Source organism: Tateyamaria sp. Alg231-49 (assembly GCF_900143535.1).
Lineage (GTDB): Bacteria > Pseudomonadota > Alphaproteobacteria > Rhodobacterales > Rhodobacteraceae > Tateyamaria.
In genome coordinates this window covers 33,029-54,865 of sequence record NZ_FRFA01000013.1, presented here as the reverse complement: position 1 = coordinate 54,865, position 21,837 = coordinate 33,029, and the positions used below count along the sequence as shown (strand labels likewise).

14 protein-coding genes are annotated in these 21,837 nt (G+C 57.9%); 1 reads left to right on the top strand and 13 read right to left on the bottom strand.

Annotation, left to right across the window (positions count from 1 at the left end; all coding sequences use genetic code 11):
* Positions 1 to 18: 18 nt before the first annotated feature.
* From DHN60_RS17020 to DHN60_RS16990, 7 genes are all read right to left on the bottom strand, one after another.
* A complete protein-coding gene (locus DHN60_RS17020) occupies positions 19 to 2,151 on the bottom strand; it encodes a sulfatase-like hydrolase/transferase (protein WP_159089259.1) in 2,133 nt (710 codons plus the stop codon).
* A complete protein-coding gene (locus DHN60_RS22360; protein WP_159089258.1) occupies positions 2,148 to 4,304 on the bottom strand; it encodes a hypothetical protein in 2,157 nt (718 codons plus the stop codon). The genes DHN60_RS17020 and DHN60_RS22360 overlap by 4 nt, the downstream gene beginning before the upstream one ends.
* Entirely contained in the window at positions 4,304 to 5,215 is a 912-nt protein-coding gene (locus DHN60_RS17015) for a phosphoadenosine phosphosulfate reductase (protein WP_108838528.1), read from the bottom strand. The genes DHN60_RS22360 and DHN60_RS17015 overlap by 1 nt, the downstream gene beginning before the upstream one ends.
* A complete protein-coding gene (locus tag DHN60_RS17010) occupies positions 5,212 to 6,231 on the bottom strand; it encodes a hypothetical protein (RefSeq protein WP_108838527.1) in 1,020 nt (339 codons plus the stop codon). Before DHN60_RS17010 ends, DHN60_RS17015 begins: the two co-directional genes overlap by 4 nt.
* The gene (locus DHN60_RS17005; RefSeq protein ID WP_159089257.1) at positions 6,228 to 7,157 is read right to left on the bottom strand and encodes an alpha/beta fold hydrolase; all 930 of its coding nucleotides are present in this window, start codon (positions 7,155 to 7,157) and stop codon (positions 6,228 to 6,230) included. The genes DHN60_RS17010 and DHN60_RS17005 overlap by 4 nt, the downstream gene beginning before the upstream one ends.
* A gap of 293 nt (positions 7,158 to 7,450) precedes the next feature.
* Positions 7,451 to 8,146 carry a hypothetical protein gene (locus DHN60_RS22705; protein WP_234423682.1) on the bottom strand — a complete coding sequence of 232 codons (696 nt, stop codon included), beginning with the start codon at positions 8,144 to 8,146 and terminating at the stop codon, positions 7,451 to 7,453.
* Between the two features lie 968 nt (positions 8,147 to 9,114).
* Positions 9,115 to 11,364: a glycosyltransferase family 2 protein gene (locus DHN60_RS16990; protein WP_108838525.1), complete on the bottom strand. Its 2,250-nt coding sequence runs from the start codon at positions 11,362 to 11,364 to the stop codon at positions 9,115 to 9,117.
* A gap of 276 nt (positions 11,365 to 11,640) precedes the next feature.
* Between DHN60_RS16990 and DHN60_RS16985 the strand changes: the two genes are divergently transcribed.
* The gene (locus DHN60_RS16985; protein WP_108838524.1) at positions 11,641 to 12,411 is read left to right on the top strand and encodes a class I SAM-dependent methyltransferase; all 771 of its coding nucleotides are present in this window, start codon (positions 11,641 to 11,643) and stop codon (positions 12,409 to 12,411) included.
* Between the two features lie 72 nt (positions 12,412 to 12,483).
* On the opposite strand, the gene DHN60_RS16980 is transcribed toward DHN60_RS16985, so the two are convergent.
* From DHN60_RS16980 to icmH, 6 genes are all read right to left on the bottom strand, one after another.
* Positions 12,484 to 14,340, bottom strand: coding sequence for a glycerophosphodiester phosphodiesterase family protein (locus DHN60_RS16980; RefSeq protein ID WP_108838523.1), 1,857 nt, complete (start codon positions 14,338 to 14,340; stop codon positions 12,484 to 12,486).
* 224 nt (positions 14,341 to 14,564) lie between these two features.
* Positions 14,565 to 15,401, bottom strand: coding sequence for a M15 family metallopeptidase (locus DHN60_RS16975; protein ID WP_234423681.1), 837 nt, complete (start codon positions 15,399 to 15,401; stop codon positions 14,565 to 14,567).
* Positions 15,402 to 15,453: 52 nt separating this feature from the next.
* Positions 15,454 to 16,167 carry a PP2C family serine/threonine-protein phosphatase gene (locus DHN60_RS16970; RefSeq protein ID WP_108838521.1) on the bottom strand — a complete coding sequence of 238 codons (714 nt, stop codon included), beginning with the start codon at positions 16,165 to 16,167 and terminating at the stop codon, positions 15,454 to 15,456.
* Positions 16,164 to 16,832: a type VI secretion system-associated protein TagF gene (tagF, locus tag DHN60_RS16965; RefSeq protein WP_108838520.1), complete on the bottom strand. Its 669-nt coding sequence runs from the start codon at positions 16,830 to 16,832 to the stop codon at positions 16,164 to 16,166. Before tagF ends, DHN60_RS16970 begins: the two co-directional genes overlap by 4 nt.
* Entirely contained in the window at positions 16,832 to 20,419 is a 3,588-nt protein-coding gene (gene tssM / locus DHN60_RS16960; protein ID WP_108838519.1) for a type VI secretion system membrane subunit TssM, read from the bottom strand. The genes tagF and tssM overlap by 1 nt, the downstream gene beginning before the upstream one ends.
* Complete coding sequence (gene icmH, locus DHN60_RS16955; protein WP_108838518.1) at positions 20,416 to 21,831, bottom strand: type IVB secretion system protein IcmH/DotU; 1,416 nt, start codon at positions 21,829 to 21,831, stop codon at positions 20,416 to 20,418. Before icmH ends, tssM begins: the two co-directional genes overlap by 4 nt.
* Positions 21,832 to 21,837 lie beyond the last annotated feature (6 nt).

Genomic DNA, 21,837 nt, shown 5'->3' with positions numbered 1-21,837 from the left:
TTGTCTCTGCTCGGGCGATCATAACGGACCTGCCATGATTGCGCTTTTGACGATGTCGGGTTTGGTCGCGACAAAACGGATGAATTCGCCGCCTGCGCAGGCATAGGTGTCGCCGCCCGGTTGGAGTGCGACGGTGATCGGGCCAAGGACGTCCCAATGTCTAAGGTCGATGTAGCCGTCGTTCAGGCCTAGAATGGTCTGAGGCAGACCGGTGCGGTGGACGCGCACCGTAACGTCGCCGCCCAAGATTTCGATCTTGTTCTGACCGCCTTTGACGATGACTTCGGTGCTGCCATCGGTGCACAGGATGCGGTTCTTGCCAGCTTGCGTGGTGATCACATCATGTCCGCCGCCAGTGAAGACCTCCATATCGCCAGTGCCGCCGATAATCTGGTTGTGTCCATCCGCCGTCTCGATCCGGTCGTGTCCAGAACCGGCGTAGATTTCGGCGCCAGTGTGTCCGGTGACGACAGTGTTGTTACCCGCATTCAGCCGGGCGCGCATTTGGTCGAGATGGCCCAGAATGGTATCGTTCCCTGTCCCGCAGTCGATATCCAGTAGGCAACGGTTGTGCCCGCCGACAAAGTTTACCGTGTTGCCACGGTCGTTGCCCGTGACCCCGTAGTAATTCGCAGCCGTTTTGTAGTCGGCGGCAAGATAGAGCGCGCGCACCCCTTCGGGCAGGCCGATCGTTCCGTTTTCGCTGAGCGTGGCGAACTGTTTGCGAAAGCCGGGGCTGGTGTCATGGTTTGTTAGGTTTCCGACAGTGATTGCCCCTTGCCCTGTGAGCGTACTCGGGGGCAGGACCCCTTGAGTGACGCTTGTGTAGGCATTGGGGGCGGGGCTGGCCGTTGTGGAGTCGATGATTTCGAGGCCATACTGGCTGCTGGTTTCAACAAGAATGCGGTGCAATTTCGCTGCCTTGGGGTCGCTGTTTGACAGATCGCGCAGCTGCCATGGGTCGTCATCGAGGTTGAAAAGTTGTGTCGAGCCGTCCTGATATCGAGTGTAGCGATACTTGCCCTTGCGGATCGAGGCAGAGCCGAAAAAGAAGGTGGGTACGGCGCGGTCGGGCACGTCTGCCCCTTCGACTTGGGGGCGCAGTGAGGTGCCAACTGCGTGCTGCAATGGCGCGCAATCGGCGTAGTCGAGCACGGTGGGTCCGATATCGAGCAGGGCGACCGGATCGGTGATCTCGCGCGCCGCAGGCGTGCTGGGATCGTGGATGATGATCGGCACGCCTGCCGCCTCTTCATAAAGCGTATATTTGCGGAACCTGTTTTTGTCGCCCGGATGATATCCGTGGTCGGACAGCAGGATCACCACCGTATTGTCGGCGTGTTTGGACGCCTTCAGCGCGTCCCAGACCCGCCCCAAGTGTTCGTCTACGTGGGAAAAGGCGGAAAAGTAGTTCCGAACGCTTTTGCGCCATAGATCTACGTCGGAATTGTCCATGTTCTCGGCCATGAACTGGTCAGCAAATGCATTCTTGTCATGCGCCGTCCACGCTTCGGGCTGAAGGAACGACGCCTCGTCATACATGTCCTTGAACCGGGCGGGGGTCTTGTAGGGCGAGTGGGGGTGATAAAAACCCACCTCGCGATAAAACGGGGCTGCGCGGTCATAGTCAGTGAGGAATTTCACGGCCGATGTGGCGCTTTGAGCGTCATAGTACCTGTTATCGTAGGCCGGATCGGTGGTGCCGTGCCCCTTCATCAGCCCGCCGTAGTTCTTGGTCTTGGCGTTCTTGCCGGGGCCGATGTTCAGAAACCCGGGCGGGTGAGAATAAAGCACATTGTGGATGTGGTCGGGCAGCGGCTTGAAGCGGTGGTGCACCTTGCCCGCGTTGGAACAATAGTAGCCGTCTTGTTTCAGCCGGTAGGACCACATTTGTTCGGGGCGCAAGACTTCGAACACGTTGGTGTAGTTGTCGAAGATGCCAAGCTGATGCGGGGTGAGCCCGGACATGAAGCTGGAGCGGGAAGGACCGCAAACCGGCACTTGGCAATAGGCGGACCGAAAGGCGGAGGATTCCGCACAGATGCGATCGAGGTTTGGTGTTTTCAGCTCTGCGCCAAAGGCGGAGCGGTATTTCCAGTAGGAAAAGGCGTCATCAAGGCTGATCAGCAGGATGTTTTTGCGCGTACTCATGCCGGGCCTCCGGCGGGCGTGATGGCGACGCGGCCCGCAAGTGCATAGCGGTGCAGTGTCTGTCCGGGGGCCATGACGCTGGGACGGGACCATTGATCGCGCAAGCTGCCCGCGTTGGCGAAGCGCCCCGTGGTTTTCTTGGCTGACGCGCCCCATGCATAGGTGATGTGGGCGTCTGCTGGCACGTCGCTGTCGAGTTGGAGCATCACGTCTTGGCCCTGCACCGATACGTTTGTGATGGCGGGTGTTGCCCCTGCGCAAGTGATTGCAAAACCGTGCGGGCCATCGCCCATCTCTAGATTGCCGAGAGCCGAGAAGGTGGCCTTGATGGTGCGGCCGTTGCTTTGGGCTGAGCGCAGCGAGGGGCAGAACCAGCGGGTGTTGTCCTGCACCGCTGCAATGGCCAGCGCTTCTAATTCGTCAACCAGCATTGCGGATTGCGGATCAAGCGTTGCGGGCATGTCATCCATCAATGCGAACGGGTAGGTCGGCGTGGCCACGATGATCCCAAGGGCGGGGTGGGTGATGTCGAGTTGTCCTTCGGCTAGGATCACGTCTGACGTGCCATCGGTGGCGGTGCCTGCGCTTTGAGAGACCACGATATGCGGCGGGCTGGCTTGCCCGGCGGCGCGTGCGGCATCGGTGCGGATGGCGTGGGCGACGTCGCCGTAGTGTTGCAGGGCTTCGGCTTGGGGCATATCGGGCGCACCGGATAACAGTGACAAGGCGATGCGGTCGACGAACAGAGTTTTGTTCCAGCCCGCCAGTGCCTCGCGCGCAGCCGCGATCCGTTCGATCAGTGACTGGTAATGCGGGCTGTCGGGCAGCGCTTCGGCTTCGGTGATCCCTGATTGGGCCTCTGTCAGGGCGATGACGGTGCGGTATGCGTGGCGCTGTTGTGCGGCCAGGCGCTGTGCAGCCACGCCGTGGGATTTGGCCTGGGTCGGTGCGCCGCGCCCGGAAAGCGCTTCGTCAACAACGTGAAAACGGAAGTCCTCGGGCAGGGCGCGGGGAATGCCTGCGCGGCCACCGAGCGCGCCCATTCCGAGCGCCAATGGGTGGGTTTCGCCAAGGGTGACTTCGCGCCGTTCTTCGAACCCCATAACGCGCCCATCGTACTGATCGGACATGTAGCGAAAACCGGTCGGTTCATCGCGCAGGCCCCAGACATTGCCAAGGGTGCGCGGCCAACGCCGCCCGGCGAGGGCGGGAGCGGTTGGGGCATCCGGGAAGGATGGGGGAAGGTCCTTCGGTACGTCGGGCGCAGGTGCTGGTTGCTGTTCCGCCGCCTTGCGCGCGCGGTTGCGTTTGCGAAAGGCGGCCACGAAGGCAGCAGACAACACTTCCTTGCCGCGCGCCTGCAAATGGCCTTCCATGCCGCGTCGGTAGACATAAAGATCACGCCGCGTGCGCAGGGCCGGATACCACGCGGCAGGTTCAAGCGTGCCTTCGACAGCAGCAATCAGGACGTCATTGAGCAGACCGAGCCGTTTGAGCGCCACGCCGATGTCATCGACGAGCCCGTAGGCGTGCAGCGGCGTGATCCGTTTGGCTGGCAAGCGGGCGATATGCTGTGTCGCGTGACGGCAAAAGGGATCATAGGCGACGTAAGCCCGCGATGTGTGGGTCAGGGCGCGGGATGCATCCGAAAACGGGCGCGCCCAGTGGCTTGGCACTTGCGGTTCAAACCGATCCTCAAACGGGGCAGAGGACGCGCGCAAGGTCGATTGCGGATCAAAGGCGATCACAGTCGCGCCCGGACAAAGCGGGGCAAAGGCAAGGGCGGCAAACCCGCCACCGGGATGGGCGGCACCAAACAGGGCTACGTTTTTGAACCTTTTGAAAAAGCCCAGATCGCGGAGTTGTTCCAGCGTTTGGATCAGGTGGGCATCGCGAAACCACGTACCTTTGGGGGCAATGATCGCCATATGGCTCCACCCCTTGGTGCGCGCCAGCCGGTCTGTCCAAGCGGGCCAGTCAAGCTCGGGGTGATCTGTTTCTTCGCTTAGTCCAAAGCTGATGATCAGTTGTTTAGAGTCGCGTTCGCACAGCAAGATTTCTGCCGCGCCGACATGCTGGTGAAAATCCTCGCTGCGGTCGCTTTCGGGAAGTTCGGCGTACCACGCGGGCAGGGGAGGGGGCGCAGTTGTCATCACACCTGATCAGGGCGTAATGCGCGCGCGGCCTGGTTCATGGCGCGGCGGAAATGGGGGCGCTGGCCTTCGCCAGACATCTCTATCACGCGGCGACACCAGCGGTGGATCAGCAGCGGGCGCTTGCGTTCAAGTAGCTTGTTGAGCACGGATTTCTGATAGCGGGGCAAGTCCTTGCGCGCCGTCATCAGTTTGTAAATCTGGTGGTCTTCGGGCGTGCCGTTCACGCACATTTCGACCAGTTCCTTGAGCTTGCCGATGCGGTTGAAGGCGCTGGTAAGGCCGTGGCCAAAGTGGCGGCATCGGATTTTGACCACGTTGTCGTTTTGATAAAGGGCAGCGTGCATTGAATCCTCGACCACATAGGGGTCAAAAAACAGGTAGACGATATTTGCGCTGGCCGACTGGTCGGGTCCGTAGGAATAGCGCCCGGAGAAATCCTGTTTCCATGAGCGATGATAGCGGGTTTCCCAGCCGCGTGTGATGCGCCGTTCAAGGGTGGCTTGTGGGTTCATGGCCAGCACCTTGGCCCCCGGAGCGGCGGCGCAAAACACCGTGGCCGCATACCCGGCCATCGAGGTGCCGTAAAACACCACATTGTCAAACTGGTCAAAAAAGCCGGTGTCGCGCAATTCGTCAAAGAAGTCGTGCACCGCCTCATCCCGGTACCACGTCCAGCCATGCGCCCCGATGCCAAGCGAGGACCAGCCGCGCGATGAGATGAACTGGCTGCCCCACGGCATTCTTTCTTCGACGTCCTGACGGACGTCATCGAGGTTGTCAAAGGTTACAACCAGCGTGTTGTCACCCTTGATGAAAAGGGCGTTGTGCTGGTCGCCCAGTTGGCGAAAGAACCCGCGTTCTTCGCCCATTTCGGCCAGTGTGTCGGCCCATTTGACGCGTTTGTTCATGTTCCTTTGTCCGTCTTGGGTGCGAACAGCGTTGCGGCATTGTTCACAATCGTGTCGCGGCAGGATTTTACGAATTGCTTATCGACAAGGTGATCGCGGCAGATTTTGGTGAAGGAGGCCTCGCCCTTGAGCGCCTCGATCCCGATTTTGGCCTGAAATTCTGGATCCATGACGGGGGCGTTCGACACTTTCTTTTTCGCTGGGATCGGGGCGGCGGCGGGGTCAATCCCGTGCTTGGTGATCAGGCCGTCCATGAAGCTGCCCCGGCGCGGGGTGTTATTTTCCTTTTCCTCAAGGCGCGGTTTCATCCGCCGGGCCCAGAAGTGTACCCCGCGGGTCTGTTCTGTCAGCCGCTCTTCGATGTTGAAGCGGGACATGATCATGTGGTTCCGGTCAGGAAACGAGATCGGGTAGAACACGGTTTGCGGTTCTGCGTGCTCAATCTCGCCTGTTTGTTCGAGGAAATACGTGACCGAGGCGGGGCCCGTGAACCCCCATGCCTGTTCGGTCATGTGCACAGGGTTGCCTGCGTTCTTTTCCGCCTGCAGTTCCTTTTGCTGCCATTTCTTCAGCCACGGCGCGATTGCGTATTCGTCTTTGAAGAAGTCGAGCAGACCGATAAGGGTTTTGGAGTCTGGCGGCAGGCCCAAAACCGCGTTGCAGACCTGTCCGGGCTTTTCCCAGCCATAGACGTAGGGGCTGTCAAAATCGAAGGGGCGATAGCAGTACATGTCCGCATCGACCCAGATGTTGTCCGTCTTGGCCAACAGATGCAGGCGCCACATGTCAGCGTGGATCGCGGGGCTGCCGTTGCGGGCGTGGATGAGCATTGGCTTGGAGGGAAAGATTTCCTCTGCATCACCGGCGTGCACGCCTTCGGGCAGGTTCGGGATGGGCGAATAGCTGTAAAGCGTGGTGCGGTGGCCCTGATCGGCAAAGGATTTCAGGCACAGCTGTTCCAGCCACGACAACCGTCCGCCGATCCAGAGCGAGGCGATATTGGGCAGCGGCTTCATGCGTTTTCCCGCAGATGCTGGCGTGCGCGTTGCGCGGCATTTCGGAAATGCGGGGCCGGGCGCGTCTTGAGGATGGCGAAACAGTAGCGGATCAACAGGCGGTGTTTTGTGGTGCCTTCAAGATACTGGAGCAACGCTTTTTGATACATCTTTGACTGGTGTCGTGCTCGCAGCAAACGGCGTACGCTCGTGGGCGTCAGTGTGTCATTGATCACGCCAGAAATGATCGGTTTCAGCACACCTATGTCCCGCCACATGGTCAGCATGCCGTGGCCCATGAACGGGCAACCCATGTCGATCACGTTTGACCCTCGAAAAAGGGAGGCGTGCATGGCGTCTTGGGGCATGCGCGCATCGTAGAACACCCAGACTTTTTCCGCTGCCGCCGACAGGTCCGGCGCATAGCCATAGGGGCCGTCATAGTCGTGTATCCAAGAGCGTTTGTAACGGTGATCCCAACCCGCGCGGTCCCGGTCCATCGTGGCCTGTGGGCTGATGGCGACGACAGTCGCCCCGGGGCAGGCGGCGGAAAAGGATGCAGCGGCATAGCCGCCCATCGAAGTGCCGTAAAACACAACACGGTCGAATTTATCAAAGAACTTTTCGTCCCTTAGCCGGTCAAAGAACGCGAACATGTGCGCGTCACGATACCATGTCGGTCCGTGCGCCATGACGCCAAGTGAGGACCAGCCTTGCGAGCTGATAAAGTCCACAGCCCATGGCAGGCGGTTGGGATCCTGGCGGATGTCATCAAGATTGTCGAAGACCACTACGAGGGTTTTGCCCAGCTCGCCGTCTTCGGGAATGTGGATCGCCTTGTGCAGAGGGCCGATTTCTTCAAAAAACCCTTCGGCCGCTGCGCGCTCGGCAAGGGATGAGCGCCAAGCCTCGCGTTCAGTTCGCTTTTTCTCTTCGGACTTTGCCATCTGAGACGGGTCTTTCCTGCGCTGCTCTTTTGTCGACACGGCTCTTTTGGCCGCATTATGCACTTTGTTTCTGTTTTTGAAACAGTTCTTGGCCGTGCACGGGTACCTCGTCGACTTTGTAAACAGGCAATGTGGCGGAAAATGGACAACGTGGAGAAGTTTCTTCACCACCTTGGGGTCAGATGGCATGCGGCGAAGGGCGGGTTTGAGCCCAATGTAGACCCAGCCAAAAGCCAATGGTCGCGCACCTCCCCTCATGTCATGTTACGCACGCAATCAACATCCTTGCAGGTCTAGCAAGAAGGGGCGGGCCAACCTGACAACTTTTCGACATGGTTCGGTCTGTCTTCAACAACCGTTCGGAATGAGCCGTGAACGCCTGCGAATTTCTGCAAACTTCGCAGGCGCCTGACTCGCAGCATGGCCCGTTCTCGTTGTGACAACGGCAGGTCTGAATTCTCCGATCCGTTGTTCAGCCATTGGCCGGTTTCCTTTGACAGTGCCCAACAAAGGTCTGGCTTAAGTGCCGTTTTCATCAAAGTTTGCGCGGTGCCCCTTACCGGGACTTGCACCCTCAGGTCCGTTACCACCACCATTGTTTCCATTCCGCCCGCCGCCTTTGCCGCCTTTGCCGCCGCCGCCTTTGCCGCCGCCGCCTTTGCCGCTGCCGCCTGCGCTACTGCCGCCACCGGAGCTACTGTCATCGCCGCCGGCGCTGCCGCCACTACTTCCGCCTGTACTTTCTCCCCCTGTGTTGCTTCCGGCGCCATCGCTTCCGTCTCCGGTGCTTCCACCGCCTGAACTGCCGCTAGTCCCGTTTCCTGCACTCCGCGTGCCGCCACCCGAAGACCCAAGGCCTGAGGGTTCTTCTTCATTCGTGACATCAAAAAATGCCGATTGCGATCCCAGCGCTGGGTCGGCCTCTGACAGTGCAAAACCAACTGTCGGGCAAAGGTCTTCCAAATTCTTGATGAAAGAAACGCTGTCATCGCGAGCAAAGATTTCTGAGTACACGTCGGTTCGAATGGTCTTGAACCGGCAGTCTTGGGTGTCTTCAGAAGCCATTAGTTGAACCAATTGGGAGACTCGCGTCACTTGGAATTGGTCTGAACTCGTGCAACCCGTCAAGAGGGCCGCGAAGAGCAATGTTGAGCCGATCGAAGTATACTTATTACAGGCGGGTACCATTTAACTAACTCCTTGGTGGTGCCCCCACCCAGAGTTAAATTGACAGTCAATCGTCCGACGTCAGGTCGGAATTTTTATGCGTATTTTTTTGCTGGCGCGCGGGCGTGAGCCGCGGCCGAGGCAAATTCTTAAGCCCTCAGGAGGCTTACAGCTGCAAAAATTGTGGCGATTGAAGCAGAGCTCGTGACCAGCACGTCGCGTCTGGTTCGCCTTTCCGCAAGGTCTTCAAGGGACAACAATTTAGTGCAGACTTCAGGAGAGTTGTTCAAACTATTGGATGCATTCCAAACGGAAATGCCGGCCCAACTCGCGCCACTTCTACGACAGTTCATACTTGTTACTCACAAAAACAGTTCAACTTTTACACAACCCCTTTTTACGACACCCATCTGATTGGAGGAATTGGTTTAAAAAACACTTTTGCGCTTTATGAAATTACACAAGGTGGGTGATTTATCACCCATTGGGTGCACCAAGTACGTCTTCGAGAAGTCGTAACATGAGGTGCAGTGTTCTGTTGAATCAAGCTGTCGTCGATTGGGTTTTCCCTTGCTGCATTTGCAGTTAGGCCATCGGGATCGACCCTCTCTATTCTCGCAGCAATTCTCAAGCGGCCTATGTAATCGCCCGCGTTTTCGTATGATGGAAGCTTTGCGTTCGGTTGTATCTGCACCTGCGAGACCATTCTACATAGCGTCAGCGCGTCGTCCACTTAGTCCGCAAAAACGGACACTCGCAAGATCGGCGAAACCGCTTCAAGTCCAAACCTTCAGTGCTGCGTCGTGCCCTGCTGTTCGACCGTGAAGAACCAGTCGTCACCTTGTGCGCGGTCAACGATATCGTCCGGCACAACGCCGGGACCGGACAGGAACACATTGGCCCCGAAATGAGTGTGCAGCGTGGACAGCTTTTGCATCCGCGGGCTGGTCAGTTCTGCGTAGAATTGCGCGTAGTTTTCCGTGCCGCGCAGGGCGTCAATCTTAGCCCGGTGAGCGACCACGCTGTGCGCATGTGCCGCCGCGATATCCGGATCGCTCATGAGGCGGGCCAGTTCCGCCTTCATCGCGGGAAGGCGCGACAGGATCGAGGTTTCGGCTTCGGCGTTGTTGTTCATCCTGAACCAGTAAGCGAGGCCCTGATCCCGATCGACGTGGTTCACGCGGCCCCTGTCACGTTTGACCAGAAAGCTCTCGGCAGAGCGCACTGCATAATGGTTGAGTTGCACCAGATCATAGCCGTAGGTGGCTGTCGTTGAACGCCATGCGTTGCGGTACATGTCGGGCGGCATCGCTTGGCCCGATCCATTGACCCAGTTAATCTGATCCCAGAACTGCGGCTTGAGCCCTTTGGGCCGATGTACCCCCAGCTTTTTAAAAATCCCGTTGGTCTGGAACAGCGTTTTGAACCCCCATGCCTGATGTGGCTTGCGGGCCAGTTCGGGCGCGCATTGGGTGAACTGTTCGGTGATAGGCACATCCAAAAATTCATGCACGTTGCCATTGCCAAAAAGCCGCCATGTCATCGAAATCATGTTGGCATCCGGCACGGCAGCGAAAAGCGCATCAAGCGTCCCGTCGCCGACCTTGATGTTCACATACTCATCAACGTCGATGCAGGTGACCCACTTGGCCTTTTGGATCACCTGTTCGCCTTCGGCAGATTGCAGGGCGGCGTGTTGCGGTTTCAGGCCCATGTCCTGAAAGTTGTTGTTCCGGTGCTGTACGACCCCTTTGTTCTGCAACATCTCAAGCATGGTGTCGGTGCCGTCGGAGCAATCGTTGGTGTAAACGATGATGTCATCAAACCCGATGGCGCGATGATAGGCGAGCCATTCGAGGATAAATGGCCCCTCATTCTTCATCGTGGTGACGATCGCGCAGCGGCCCCTGCCTTTGGGCACTTTGTCCAGCTTGTCCTTCGGCATGCGCACGGGGTCGTGGTTGAACATGTTCCTGGCGCGGGCCAAGAGGGCTTCGTTTTCGATCAGGGACGTTTTGGGCACGATCTTTGACACGGCCGGCGATGGATGGCGCAGAGACATGTGGCGGAAAAAATGGCCATTAACGTTTTCGTCCGGCTCTGCATTGCCTATGCGCACCAGTCGCCAAACGGCTGTGTCAGGCGCTCGGTCAGGCGCGATGCAGAACCGTTTGCGCATCTTGGTGTGGTCGAACTGCACACAGATATGATCGCCAAAGCGAATGGGGTCGCCATCGCGCATGCGCCATGGGTAGCACTGTTCGCCCATCAACTGGACAACGCCCCCTTGTGCACGCACGGCCATGTCAAACACAGTGTCATCACCGCGCGTGATCAGATCGTAGACATCGATATTGGCCACGGCGCGGGCAGAGTGCAGAAACCGTTCCCGCATGATTTCATAGATGCTGAAGACGCCGAGGGGGGCCGACCACGGGTCAGGCGCGGGCACTTTCATGCGATCTTTACCCGGTGCGCCGGGCACGCTGAACGGGTGTGCCTCGGCCGGTTGGTCCGGTTGGCCAAGGGGTACGTTGCTGGACAGGATCAGCACTGGCAGAGTCAGGCCGTGGGCCGTCATCCCTGCCTGAAGGTCTGCGGAAAAGCGGTCATCAGTCCCCGGTTTGGCCCGGTCCAACAGGACGACGCCTTCCAACTCGTGATGCTGGGCATGATAGGCGATCCAAGCCAGCACAGTGTCGGCACTTTCCCCATTGCGCACAGAGGCAAAGCAATTCAGCCCGTCAAAGTGGCCGCGTTCATCCTGCCCCGGCGCGACAACTACATTCTGACCCGCGATGGTGAACTTTAGCTCGGTGTTTTCGGGAACTGAGTAGGACAGGATGGGGCCGTCACCGATGCTCTTAGTTGCGCGCAGCGTCGCACCCTCAGGCGGTTCCACATCTTTGGGAGCGATCCGGGCGTCAAAGTAGAGCGTGATCTGGCGGGTATCGTCGGCGCCAACACTTACCGCATCTATCAGCGCGCAACTTTTTAGCTCTAGCCCCGCCAACCTGCGCTGCATGACATCACTGGGCATGCGATGGCCGTCGTCGTGTTACTGAGTAAATGGTCGCGGCTGACATATGTGGGATAGGGCACTTGTTGTTATCTCTGTGAAGGATTCTAGCGGGTCTAAATTTGGAATGTAAGGTAAACGGGGTGTGTCGTGCCTTTTGTAGATCAAGTTGTACGAAGGACTTTCGTGAGGATGTACTATTAATGAGAATGTAATTTAAGTACGGTGCGTTTAACAAAGGGGAATCCGCTCAAAGAAAGCAACTCCACTTGATGTATTTACACAACCGGCGGGCACATGATCACGTTTGAAGAGGCGATGCAGGCGACTGATCTGGAACAGATTACCGGATTGAATGTTGATGCTCTAAATGTGGAAGATGTGGTTAACTTGATCCTGCAGCGGTCTGAAATTATCCGGGATCAACCGAGATACAATCGATACATTCGCGCATGGATGAATGGCAATACGGCCCCTGTTCTGGACCTTATCAATCAGATCGGCGCTGACGTCTTAGTGCGGCGGGCGGCGGCCTTTGTGTATCTAGAGTATCTGCAACTGCGCCCAATCTTTGAGGCTAAGCCGCCCAAGGCCATTGCTGATATCGGCTGTGGCTACGCGCTATTTGATTTATTTCTTGCGAAGGACTTCAAATGTTCACTCCATCTGATTGATCTCGAAACGAACGAGAACCGGCACTTCGGCTTCGCAGACGAAGGTGCGGCCTATTCCAGCCTCAAGGTCGCCAAATCGCTTTTGACCCGAAACGGTGTACCCGCCAAGTTGGTCAAAACGCTGAACCCTTCTGCTGAGGACACGCACAAAGTTGAAGGGCTCGACTATGCCTTCAGCTTTATCTCCTGCGGATTTCACTTTCCCTGGCACACCTATCGGGAATTTTTCCTTGGATCGGTGGTGGAAGACGGGCGGATCATTCTGGACATCCGCAGTAAGACGCTGAGTACTGTGATATTCGAGCTGTCAGAGATTGGGTACGTGCGAGCGGTGCAAAAGGCTGCAAATAACAGCGCTGACCGGATGATGATTAGGAAGGCTGGGGTTGTTTAAAACCAAGAAAAAATTTCACATAACTGACGTTATGTGGTCAATGTAAACCTTCTCATCGCCACCCTAATTGCATCAGGGACGCAATTCCTCAACCTTGCCAAGATCGATTGTGCTGCGCACCCGATCGCTGAGCGCCAAAATCACGCGCTCGCCGACAGAAAGCTCGTTGTAGTTGTTCATAACCTCGCGCGCGCGCGCCGGATCATCGGTAATCAGCCCGTTCACGCCGATCCAGAGCATGCGCACAATTGTCACTGGGTCGTTGACAGTCCAGGCATAGACGTCCTTGCCCACTGCATTGGCCCGTTCGACCAAAATCGGATTAATCCATGCCTGATTGAGCGCAAGAAAATCGCCCTCAAGTCCGCTCATATCCCCAATCGACGTGGCAGCCAAAACGCCCGTTTCCCAATCGGGGCGAAGTGCGAGCATTTTTTGAACGGCCGGGTATTTTAGCGACATGGTCGCAATCTGATCTGTCATGCCAGCGTCTTCTACGATCTGGGCCACCCGGCGTTCCAGATCCTCGTCATGGCCATAATACTTTAGCTCGATGAGAACATTGGCCTTGTCGCGGGCCGCCAGCAGAACGTCTTCAAGAAGCGGAACACGCTCTTGGGAAAACGTCGGATCAAACCAGCTGCCGATGTCAATTTCTTCAAGTTCGGCGGCCGTTACATCCCAAACTTTGGTGGGCACTTTGGAGGCTTTCATGAAATCACTGTCATGGGCCACGATCACTTCGCCGTCCGCACTTTCCTGAACGTCGATTTCGATCCAGTCGGCCCCGTCTTCGATGGCGCGCATGACGGAGGCCATCGTGTTTTCAGGTGCTACGGCGGCCGCGCCGCGATGGGCTATGATTTCTGCCTCGGCGTCCTGCTTGGCGCGTTCCACGAGAAGTCCACCCGTTCCTATCCCCACAAGCGACGCAATCCCCAGAACGGCGACTGCGATACGGGTCAGCCCTCGTGTCCGGGCGCTGTCTTTGATTTCGGAGACATCGAGTGCAGGTTTGCGTCCTTGCAAAACCTCCTCGAACTCTTCGTTCAAAAGATCGGCCAGTGCACCGTTTGAGACAGCGTTCACAAATGCGAGGCAGACCGAATAGACAATGCCGCTGGCCATCATGGATGCCGCAAGCACGCGCAGGCTGTCTGGTTGCTTGTTCAATATCCACGTCATGACAAGAGCGGCCAGTGCACCTGCTACGGCCAACGCAGCCAAGCGCAGGGCGAACCACCCCAATAGCCGCCCGATCAGGGCGAGGCGTCTGGTTTTCATGTGTTGGGCGCTTGCGTCGAAAGACTGCGACGCAGCCATCTTGTCAAACAATGACAAATGCAGCGCGACCGCCCATCCGCTGAGTTTCTGGAGCAAGATAAAGGCCAGCGCGACAACGACAATTCCGATCAGCGCCACAGCCGTCAGAAATTCGGGTGGCCTTTGTGTGAGGTAAAAATTGATGTCGTGCTCAGTGATGAGGAAGAACGCAATTGCGCCCCCAACCAGAAGGAAGGGCACAATGATAATCAAAAGCCGGACCAGAAACTGGAAGATGAACGGAAATAGTCGCGGAACGGAATGCAGAACGAAACCCGTGGCCAGCCTGAGCGCGTCAATGGGATTTCGAGAGTGTTGCCGCAGTATTCCTGTGGCGACAACCACGTCGAGAACCAGTGCCGTGATCAGCAGGCAGAGAATGACGAAAGCCCCGATAATGCCCGCTGGAGTGAACAAGAACTTTGCAATGTCCTGATCTGTCAACGACGTCTGGTCGGAAAACATCAGGGTCGCCGTTAGAGCGACCGCGATCAATGGCACCATCAGGGACGTCACGATCAGGCGAATGAAAAGATGTGCCGCAAGGAACGGGAGCCACCGTGCGAGTGCAGTGCGGTAACTGTGAAGAACATCTTGAAAGATCATATTTCTACTCTGTCGTTTGCCCCGATTGGTTCGTGATGAACAATCTTGAGACCAACACAATCGTTCCGCTTATGCTCAAAGGCAATAGTTTTGAGGATTGAACGGGGTGCATTGCATGTGTTGTCCCAACTCCCCTGCTCCTCGGAAATGGATCAACTAGGAAAAGACAATCAAGGCGCCCAGAGCAGGGATCATTCAGATGATCTGGTCGTCCCAAGCAGGTGCTATAGCAAGCCTTCCGCAATCCACTTTTCGACCAGATCGCGGCTAACTTCGAAATGCATGCTGTCTTCTCGGCTAAAGCCTGCGCCCCAATACCAGCCCTCGGCCAGAAAGAAGTCTTTTATGATGGTCAGACCAAGTTGCGTTTTCCCGTCGCCCAGTCGATCCAGCTTGCCATCAATGTTCAGGTCCAGTGACAGGCCAAAGGCATGTGTGGATGTACGCCCCGGCGCGCCACGGATATGTCGCACGCAAAGTGCGCCCGCGGTATTGATCCGAGAATAGAGGTTCGGATCGGTCGCCTGGATCTGATCAAACACACGGCCAAGAGAATCCAGTGCCGGTTGTAGCATCCGCACACGCACTGGGCCGACCTGTTGCGTCTTTAGCTTGGAGGCCAGACGTTCGTTCGTCATGCCCTGACAGGTGGAGGTCAGGTTTTCGCGCGGCCTGCCAAATACACTTTCGAGGTAAGACGGAGAGGCGATCCGCAGTCCCTCGTTCAGGTTGCGCCGGTTGGCGATCAGAACGACCTGCGCATGTGATCCGCTGATCGAGTCATTGCCATCGGTGATGAACTGGCCCTGCTCTTGTACCCCATCAGCCGGGCCAGTGCTGGTGGGGCCACGGTTCTCGGCGATCCTCTGTTCAAGGCGTTCGATCTGAACACCGAGCGCCTCGATCTGGGCGCGCAGGACTTCGATTTCGATACGTGCACCACTGTCGATGGCGGGACCTGCGAACTCAGCATCTCCATCCGATGCATAGCGAGGCACGTCTGGTGCCGGGCGCAGTTGCAGATATACGAGCACACCAAGGCCAACGACGATGACGCCCATGACACCCAGAATGATTGGTATGACACCCTTTTCCATTATGCCTGCGTGCGCCCTAGTTAATATCGATCACGATGATCGAGATATTGTCCGCCCCACCGCCTTCAAGCGCAAGGTGCAATAGTGTCTCGGCCACGGTTTCGATTGGCTCAGAGCTGAGTATCTTTTTCAGCGTGTTAAAGGTCGCGTATTTGGTCAGACCGTCCGAGCACAGCAGGAACCTGTCGCCGGGTAGAATCTGGCCGCGGATCTTTTCCAGTTCCAGTTCTTCGCCGACGCCAACAGCCCGGGTAATGGCATTTGACTGGGGGTGTTGTTCGGCCTCGTCCCATGACAATTCACCGGCCAAAACCAGCTCGGCCACATAGGAATGGTCGGTGGTCAGCATTTCAATCTCGCCCGCTTGCAAACGGTAAAGGCGACTGTCCCCGGCCCAGAAGGCGGCAAAGTGGCCCTCAGCGATGGCGAAGGTGACCACTGTTGAACCAATGGTAACGCCACCTAGTGCTGCGGACTCTGCCTGAATCCGTTGGTGGGATTTGGACAGCATGTCCCGCAGGGCGTGCAGCAACTGCACCGGTTCCAGAGTGGGATCAATCATGGCCACGGAATCAACCACCGTCTGAGATGCAAAATCCCCCCCGGCGTGCCCACCCATACCATCAGCAACAACCCAGATGTTCTGGTCAGGCAAGGCGAGGATGCTGTCCTCGTTTACCTTGCGTTTGTGACCCACATGGGTGGATGCGGAATAGCGAATTGAAGTCATACTTGAGCCATGACGCCTGATGCGCTCCATAGGGCTGGGGAGAGATCGAAGAGCGCGCGCAGGTCACGTCCCTCGGGCAAGGCGGAGGTGGCCAGCATGCGAAAATCGTCTTGCATCATGGTGGACCATATTGCGGGCGTGGGCCCGTGGCTTTGGGTCAGCGCATGCGTTGCAAACGCCTTTGAAAACGGAATTGGCCCGGCATAAGGCAGGCTGGCAGGCGTGGGCTGGCCCGTCGGGATCAGCTGAACATTGCTTAGGGCGCTTGTAACACTCTCGCGGGTCGCGCTGTCTTCCAGCGCATCAAGGGCAACGTTTTCAAGCTGATCAAAAGTGCGTCCGTTCGCCAGATGCGAAACCACAGTGTTGGGTGCGTCATGGCATGTGGCGAGTGTCAGGGGATACTCCCGCCCTACCCTGTCAACCGAGGCCATAAGGATGCCAGTCACCACCTGAGGTCCCGCCGCCCCAGCAGGTAGAGTAAAGCGCCAGATGGGGGCCGACATATAGGCTTCGTTCCAGCTGGCTCCCAGGTTTTCCCGAACATCCAGCATGCCTTGCTGCAACCACGTATCCCAAGCCTGCACAAAGGCGACAGGAAGGTTAACACGCAGGAAATCACCCATGCCTGGAAACTTGCCAAATGCGCCAAACCCAACTGTCATCAGAACGACTTGGGGCAGCTGAATTTGCCCAGGGCCGGAAGGGCAAAGGGGTTCAGAACCGATCCGGATTGCAGTTGGAAGATTGCGATGCGCCCGCCGACGTTGAACACGACACGGTTGCGGTCGCTGACATTGGTGCGGCGCACTTCGGCCGCACTCAGCAGACGGAACCACGCCCACGGGCCATCCCGTGTCATCGCGTTTGACGTCCCGTCGACGACCGGTTGTAGGATGATGCGGGCCGAGCCGACGGCACCCGGCCATGTGATCGCCGCGGGTTTGGGTGCGGCAGAGTGGGCGTATTTCACTTCTGTCCCATCGACGTCCAGCAACACTTCCTGCGCCTTGGGGTCCAAAGCTTCTGGGGTGAGTTGGAAGTTGACGGCGGGTGTCGCGCCCCCGGCAAAGAACGCATCCCGGATTTCGGCGGCGTATTGCAGTTGTTGCAACACGGCCGGGCTGATCCCGAGATCGGTGTCGTTCACCCGTTTCCACGCCCACGGGCGTGCGCGGGTGTCCACGTAATCGCGCAGGTTCTCGTTAAAGAATCCGTCGATCAGGCCGTTGGGCGAAAACAGGCGTGCAAAGTCTGCCATGGCCACGTCTGCCTTGGCGCCGCGCGTGAACGGATACCGGTCGGTCAGGGCCTGTTCGCAGAAGGGCAAGACCTGTGCCTGCCACTGCGCGTTGATGGAAGCGCGCGTGCCGTCTGCCGTGATGCCAGAAGATCCGGACGAGATTTGTGTCGACCAGCGCTGGATCGGGCCGGGAAGACGGTTGGCCAGTTCCTGAAAGCGTACAATGGCATTGGCCTCTGCGGCCCCTGCCCCTACGCCACCGGCAAAGCTGAGCTTGTTCAGTTCCTGATAGACTTCGGTCAGGCGCGAGATCAGTTCAGAAAGCTGCGAAGGCTGGCCTTCGATTTCTTCGGTCAGGTCATGCAACCACGAAAACCGTTCTTCGACAAACTCGCCGGGTGCTGCGGGTGGTGGGCCTGCATCGCCACCCGTGCTGACGCTGGATTGCAAGGTGCCAAGCAGCAATTGTGCACGGCTGGACAGCAAGGACTGCGCTTCTAGTGCACCAACACTCGCAGCCCCTTCGGCAAGACCGGATGTATCAAGACCGACGCCGCGCGGCTCTGTCAGTTTGGTCTCATCCGAAATCGCGTTCAGAATGTTGACCAGTGGCGAGGTTGGCCCGGACAGAACGTTGGTGACTTCAACCGCGTGACTCAGGCTTTCCATGGGAATGATGTCGATGTCCCCGAGGATCTGATCATAGCGCGAGATGAAATCGGTGTAATACAGGTCAAGCACATCGCGGCTCATGGCCACTAGGGCGATTTCGGTTTGCTCCGCTTCGCCGCGTGCACCCAGCACCCAGCTTTCGCTTTGCAGTCGTTGCGCGACTCCAAGGGCCTCATCGAGGAACACGTTGTTGAACCCGTCATGGGTAAAGATGCCTTCGACCCCATCATTGAGCGGCTTGCCCGAAGAGCGCACGATCACGCGACTGATCGCAGGGCCGCCAATGTCTGTCAGACGCCATTGCGGCAAGGCCGACGCGCGGGGCGAATTGATGATCGAGTTATAGACCCGCTGCGCCAGAGGCATTTCAGACAGCACGCCCTGAATCTGCTCAACCAACGGACCGTTCAGCGCGATTTGGTCCAGCGGCGCTTCCAGCATCGCCTCAAGATGCAAGGTCAGGCTGTTGCGCAGTGGATCGCGTGTGCTGCCCTGAAACGCGACAGACCAGTCAAGCGCCATCCACTCTTTGATCAGGTCCGTGTTCATTGGTCCTTGCTGCCCGAGCATCAGGTAGATTTTGAGACTTTCGTAGAGAAAGTCCGTGTTGTTCATGTTGGCTTGCATCTGATCTTCGAGACGCAAAAGCAGGCGGGGCAACAGGTGTTCGTTCAGCGCGGCCTTGTAGGTTTGTTTGGCCTGATTGCCGATGTTCTTGCCCTGATATAGCCCCCAGGTGAGCGAGCGTTCGGGTTCTGGATCGCCAGCGGCAGGGTTTGCGGGCATGGCGCGCAGGATATCCAAAGCGGGCACGATGCTGGGCAGATCGCTGTCCTGAATCGGGCTGCCTGGAATTTGCGATGCAGCGGCACGGTAGTTTTCGACGCTTTCAGAGGCGTTTCGCAGCAATTCGGCGTTGCCGATATAGCTGCGCGCCCAGACGGTTGTCATGCCAACGCCGCCCAGAAGGGCGGCTGTGATGGCAACGCGTTTGGTCCACTTGTATCGGCGTTCGACCTTGTCATCAGCGCTGACAAGCCCGGCCTCGGGGAACATCACCCCTTGGAACAACCGGGTAAGGAAGAATGAGCGTCCTGTGCCCCGCCCCGTACCAATGGCCTGACGACCGATACCGAAGGTGCGCGCCATACCCATCATCAGACGGTCAATGGGCGTGCCTTCTTGTGTGCCCGAGGCGAAATAAACGCCGCGCAGCAGATGCCGTTTTTCGAACCGGTTGTCCTGAAACACCTCGCTCAGGAACACGCGCGCGGTCTGGCGGACAGATGCAAACTGCGCCGGAAAGCTGGAAATCAGCGCGCGGCGCTGGTGGTCCGTTTCCTGCTGCATCCGTTCCAGCGATTGCGAGTTCAACTGGGCAAGCAGCGCACTGAATTCCTCGTCAAAGGCGGCGACAGGAGAAACTTCGGCCTTGGTTTTTTTCGGCAGTGGCAAGGTAAAGCCCCAGACCTGTTCGCGCTCTTCCTTGCCCAGATTGTCAAAAAACTCGGTAAAGCCGGCGATCAGGTCGGACTTTGTGAACATGATGTAGACGGGAAAACGTACGCCCAGTTTTTCGCGCAACTCATGAAGGCGGCGGCGGATGGCGGCGGCGTGGCTTTTTTGGCTGTCTTCGTCCTGCAAGGACAGGTCGGACAGAGAAACGGCCACAATCGCGCCGTTGATGGGCTGACGTTTGCGGTGCTTCTTGAGCATCTTGAGAAAGCCAAGCCAGCCTGCGTTGTCTTCTGACTCGCCACTGTCTTGGGTGGTGTAGCGGCCCGCGGTGTCGATCAGAACGGCGTCATTGGTGAACCACCAATCGCAATTGCGTGTGCCCCCGACCCCGCCAATGCTGGCCTTGCCGGTGGATTTCGCCAATGGAAAGTTCAGCCCCGAGTTTACCAGCGCCGTCGTCTTGCCCGCTCCGGGGGGGCCGATGATCACATACCACGGCAATTCATAAAGCGAGCGTTTCCCAAGCTTGGATTTGCGCAGCGCGGCGAGCGCTTCGCGCATCTTGCCTTTCAGCTCGCCCAACTCGGCTTTGACCAGTTCGTTTTCATCGTCGTCATCATCATCGACGGATTCAACGATATCCTCGGCCATCTGCTTTTCACGCTTGGCACGGCGCATGATGATCAAAAGGATCGTGGTCAGCGCCAGCAGCATGATGATGGCAATGGTGATCAGGCGGGATAGCACGCTGGCAAAGGGTGCGCTTTCGCCCAAGGTCAGGAATGGTCCGGCGAACCAGACCAGAAGACCAAAGGCAATGGCGACAAACAGGGTGATGTTGATACCTGCGCCAAATTGGAAAAGTCTGCGAAGAATCATGTGGCATCCTCCCGAACGAGAACGATCTCAATCCGGCGGTTCTTGGCCCGACCTTCGGCCGTGGCGTTGTCTGCGATGGGACTCTTGTCGGCCACCCCCTCAGCAGTGAGGCGGTCGGGGTCTGCAAGCTGGTCCGCCAGTTTGTTCATGACGGCCTCGGCCCGTGCCAGCGACAGGCTTTGGTTCGACGGAAAGCGCGACGAGCGGATCGGCACGTTGTCAGAATGCCCCACGATGATGATGGGACCTCCGGTGTCGTTCAGAGCGGCGGCAACTTTTTCCAGCGGTTCGCGGAAAGAATCCTGCAAGGAATCCGAACCTGAGCCAAACATGCCTGACCCAGCAAGGCGCACTGTGATCGTCTGCTGATCCTGAAACGCTTCGACAATCCCTTCTTCGATTTCGTCTTCCAAGAAACCGATGACCCGGTTCAACTGCTCGACCGGCGGTGGTGGCGGTGGCGGTGGCGGGGGTGCACGGCGGAACAGTTCGGCCACAGTGCCGGAATCGAGCACTGACAATTGGCCCAGAACGCGGTCAGTGGACCGGTTCAGCACCCAACTGAGGGACAGGAACACAGTCAGCAGGATCAGTGCGACGGTGGCGGATGTGATCCAGAGCGGTTTCCAGATCGACAACACCTTGTGCGGCTTGTCCTCGCCCTTCCAGTGGGGCGACAGGTCCTTTTCAACGATACCACGTTGGCCGCGAATGATGCGGGCAAGCCCGGCGCGGATTTCTAGATGCTTTTCGGTGCCGCGTTGTTCAACGCGCAAACGTCCCTCGAATCCCAACGAAAGGCACATATAGAGGAATTCGAGCAGATCTATATTGTTGGCGGGCTCTTTTTCAAGCCGGGCCAGAAGGTCGAAAAACCGATCCCCGCCTACAGTTTCCTTATGGAAGGTGCCGACCATGGATTGCTGGGCCCAGATCGACTGACCACCCCACGGCGTGTTCAGCACCACGTCGTCGAGTGTGGCGCAGATGGCGTAGCGTGCGATTTTGACGTCCTGCGCATCGACACCAGTTTGCAGGGCGCGGTTTTCGAACTCGCGTACCTCGGCCACAACTGAGCGGCGCAGTTTTTCCGGATCCATGTGCTGGGCGCGGTTGCGGATGCGGCTGACCAGCGAAAACAGCGTGGCCCCGGCGGCATTGATCCGGTTCATGCCGGTCATGCCCTGTTCGACGCTGGGTTCTGTCAGGCTGGCTTCGCGTGCCTGAGAGGTGGGAATGCCCATCGGTTGAGCGGCGGGCTGATGTGCCGCTGGCGGGGCCATCGGATCGGCGTAACTGGGCGCGGGTGTCGCAGCAGGCGTGGGCGCCACATTGCGACGGCCACCGGGATTGGGCCGAATGACCGTGCGGTCGGCGTCATCTGGTTCTGCAAATGGGTCGTTGTCGGACATCCGTGA

What these genes read in the sequence shown, in the direction of transcription:
- DHN60_RS17020 (WP_159089259.1), bottom strand. Translation starts at nt 2,151, where the DNA reads ATGAGTACGCGCAAAAACATCCTGCTGATCAGCCTTGATGACGCCTTT.
- DHN60_RS22360 (WP_159089258.1), bottom strand. Translation starts at nt 4,304, where the DNA reads ATGACAACTGCGCCCCCTCCCCTGCCCGCGTGGTACGCCGAACTTCCC.
- DHN60_RS17015 (WP_108838528.1), bottom strand. Translation starts at nt 5,215, where the DNA reads ATGAACAAACGCGTCAAATGGGCCGACACACTGGCCGAAATGGGCGAA.
- DHN60_RS17010 (WP_108838527.1), bottom strand. Translation starts at nt 6,231, where the DNA reads ATGAAGCCGCTGCCCAATATCGCCTCGCTCTGGATCGGCGGACGGTTG.
- DHN60_RS17005 (WP_159089257.1), bottom strand. Translation starts at nt 7,157, where the DNA reads ATGGCAAAGTCCGAAGAGAAAAAGCGAACTGAACGCGAGGCTTGGCGC.
- DHN60_RS22705 (WP_234423682.1), bottom strand. Translation starts at nt 8,146, where the DNA reads ATGACAGCGTTTCTTTCATCAAGAATTTGGAAGACCTTTGCCCGACAG.
- DHN60_RS16990 (WP_108838525.1), bottom strand. Translation starts at nt 11,364, where the DNA reads ATGCCCAGTGATGTCATGCAGCGCAGGTTGGCGGGGCTAGAGCTAAAA.
- DHN60_RS16985 (WP_108838524.1), top strand. Translation starts at nt 11,641, where the DNA reads ATGATCACGTTTGAAGAGGCGATGCAGGCGACTGATCTGGAACAGATT.
- DHN60_RS16980 (WP_108838523.1), bottom strand. Translation starts at nt 14,340, where the DNA reads ATGATCTTTCAAGATGTTCTTCACAGTTACCGCACTGCACTCGCACGG.
- DHN60_RS16975 (WP_234423681.1), bottom strand. Translation starts at nt 15,401, where the DNA reads ATGGGCGTCATCGTCGTTGGCCTTGGTGTGCTCGTATATCTGCAACTG.
- DHN60_RS16970 (WP_108838521.1), bottom strand. Translation starts at nt 16,167, where the DNA reads ATGACTTCAATTCGCTATTCCGCATCCACCCATGTGGGTCACAAACGC.
- tagF (WP_108838520.1), bottom strand. Translation starts at nt 16,832, where the DNA reads ATGACAGTTGGGTTTGGCGCATTTGGCAAGTTTCCAGGCATGGGTGAT.
- tssM (WP_108838519.1), bottom strand. Translation starts at nt 20,419, where the DNA reads ATGATTCTTCGCAGACTTTTCCAATTTGGCGCAGGTATCAACATCACC.
- icmH (WP_108838518.1), bottom strand. Translation starts at nt 21,831, where the DNA reads ATGTCCGACAACGACCCATTTGCAGAACCAGATGACGCCGACCGCACG.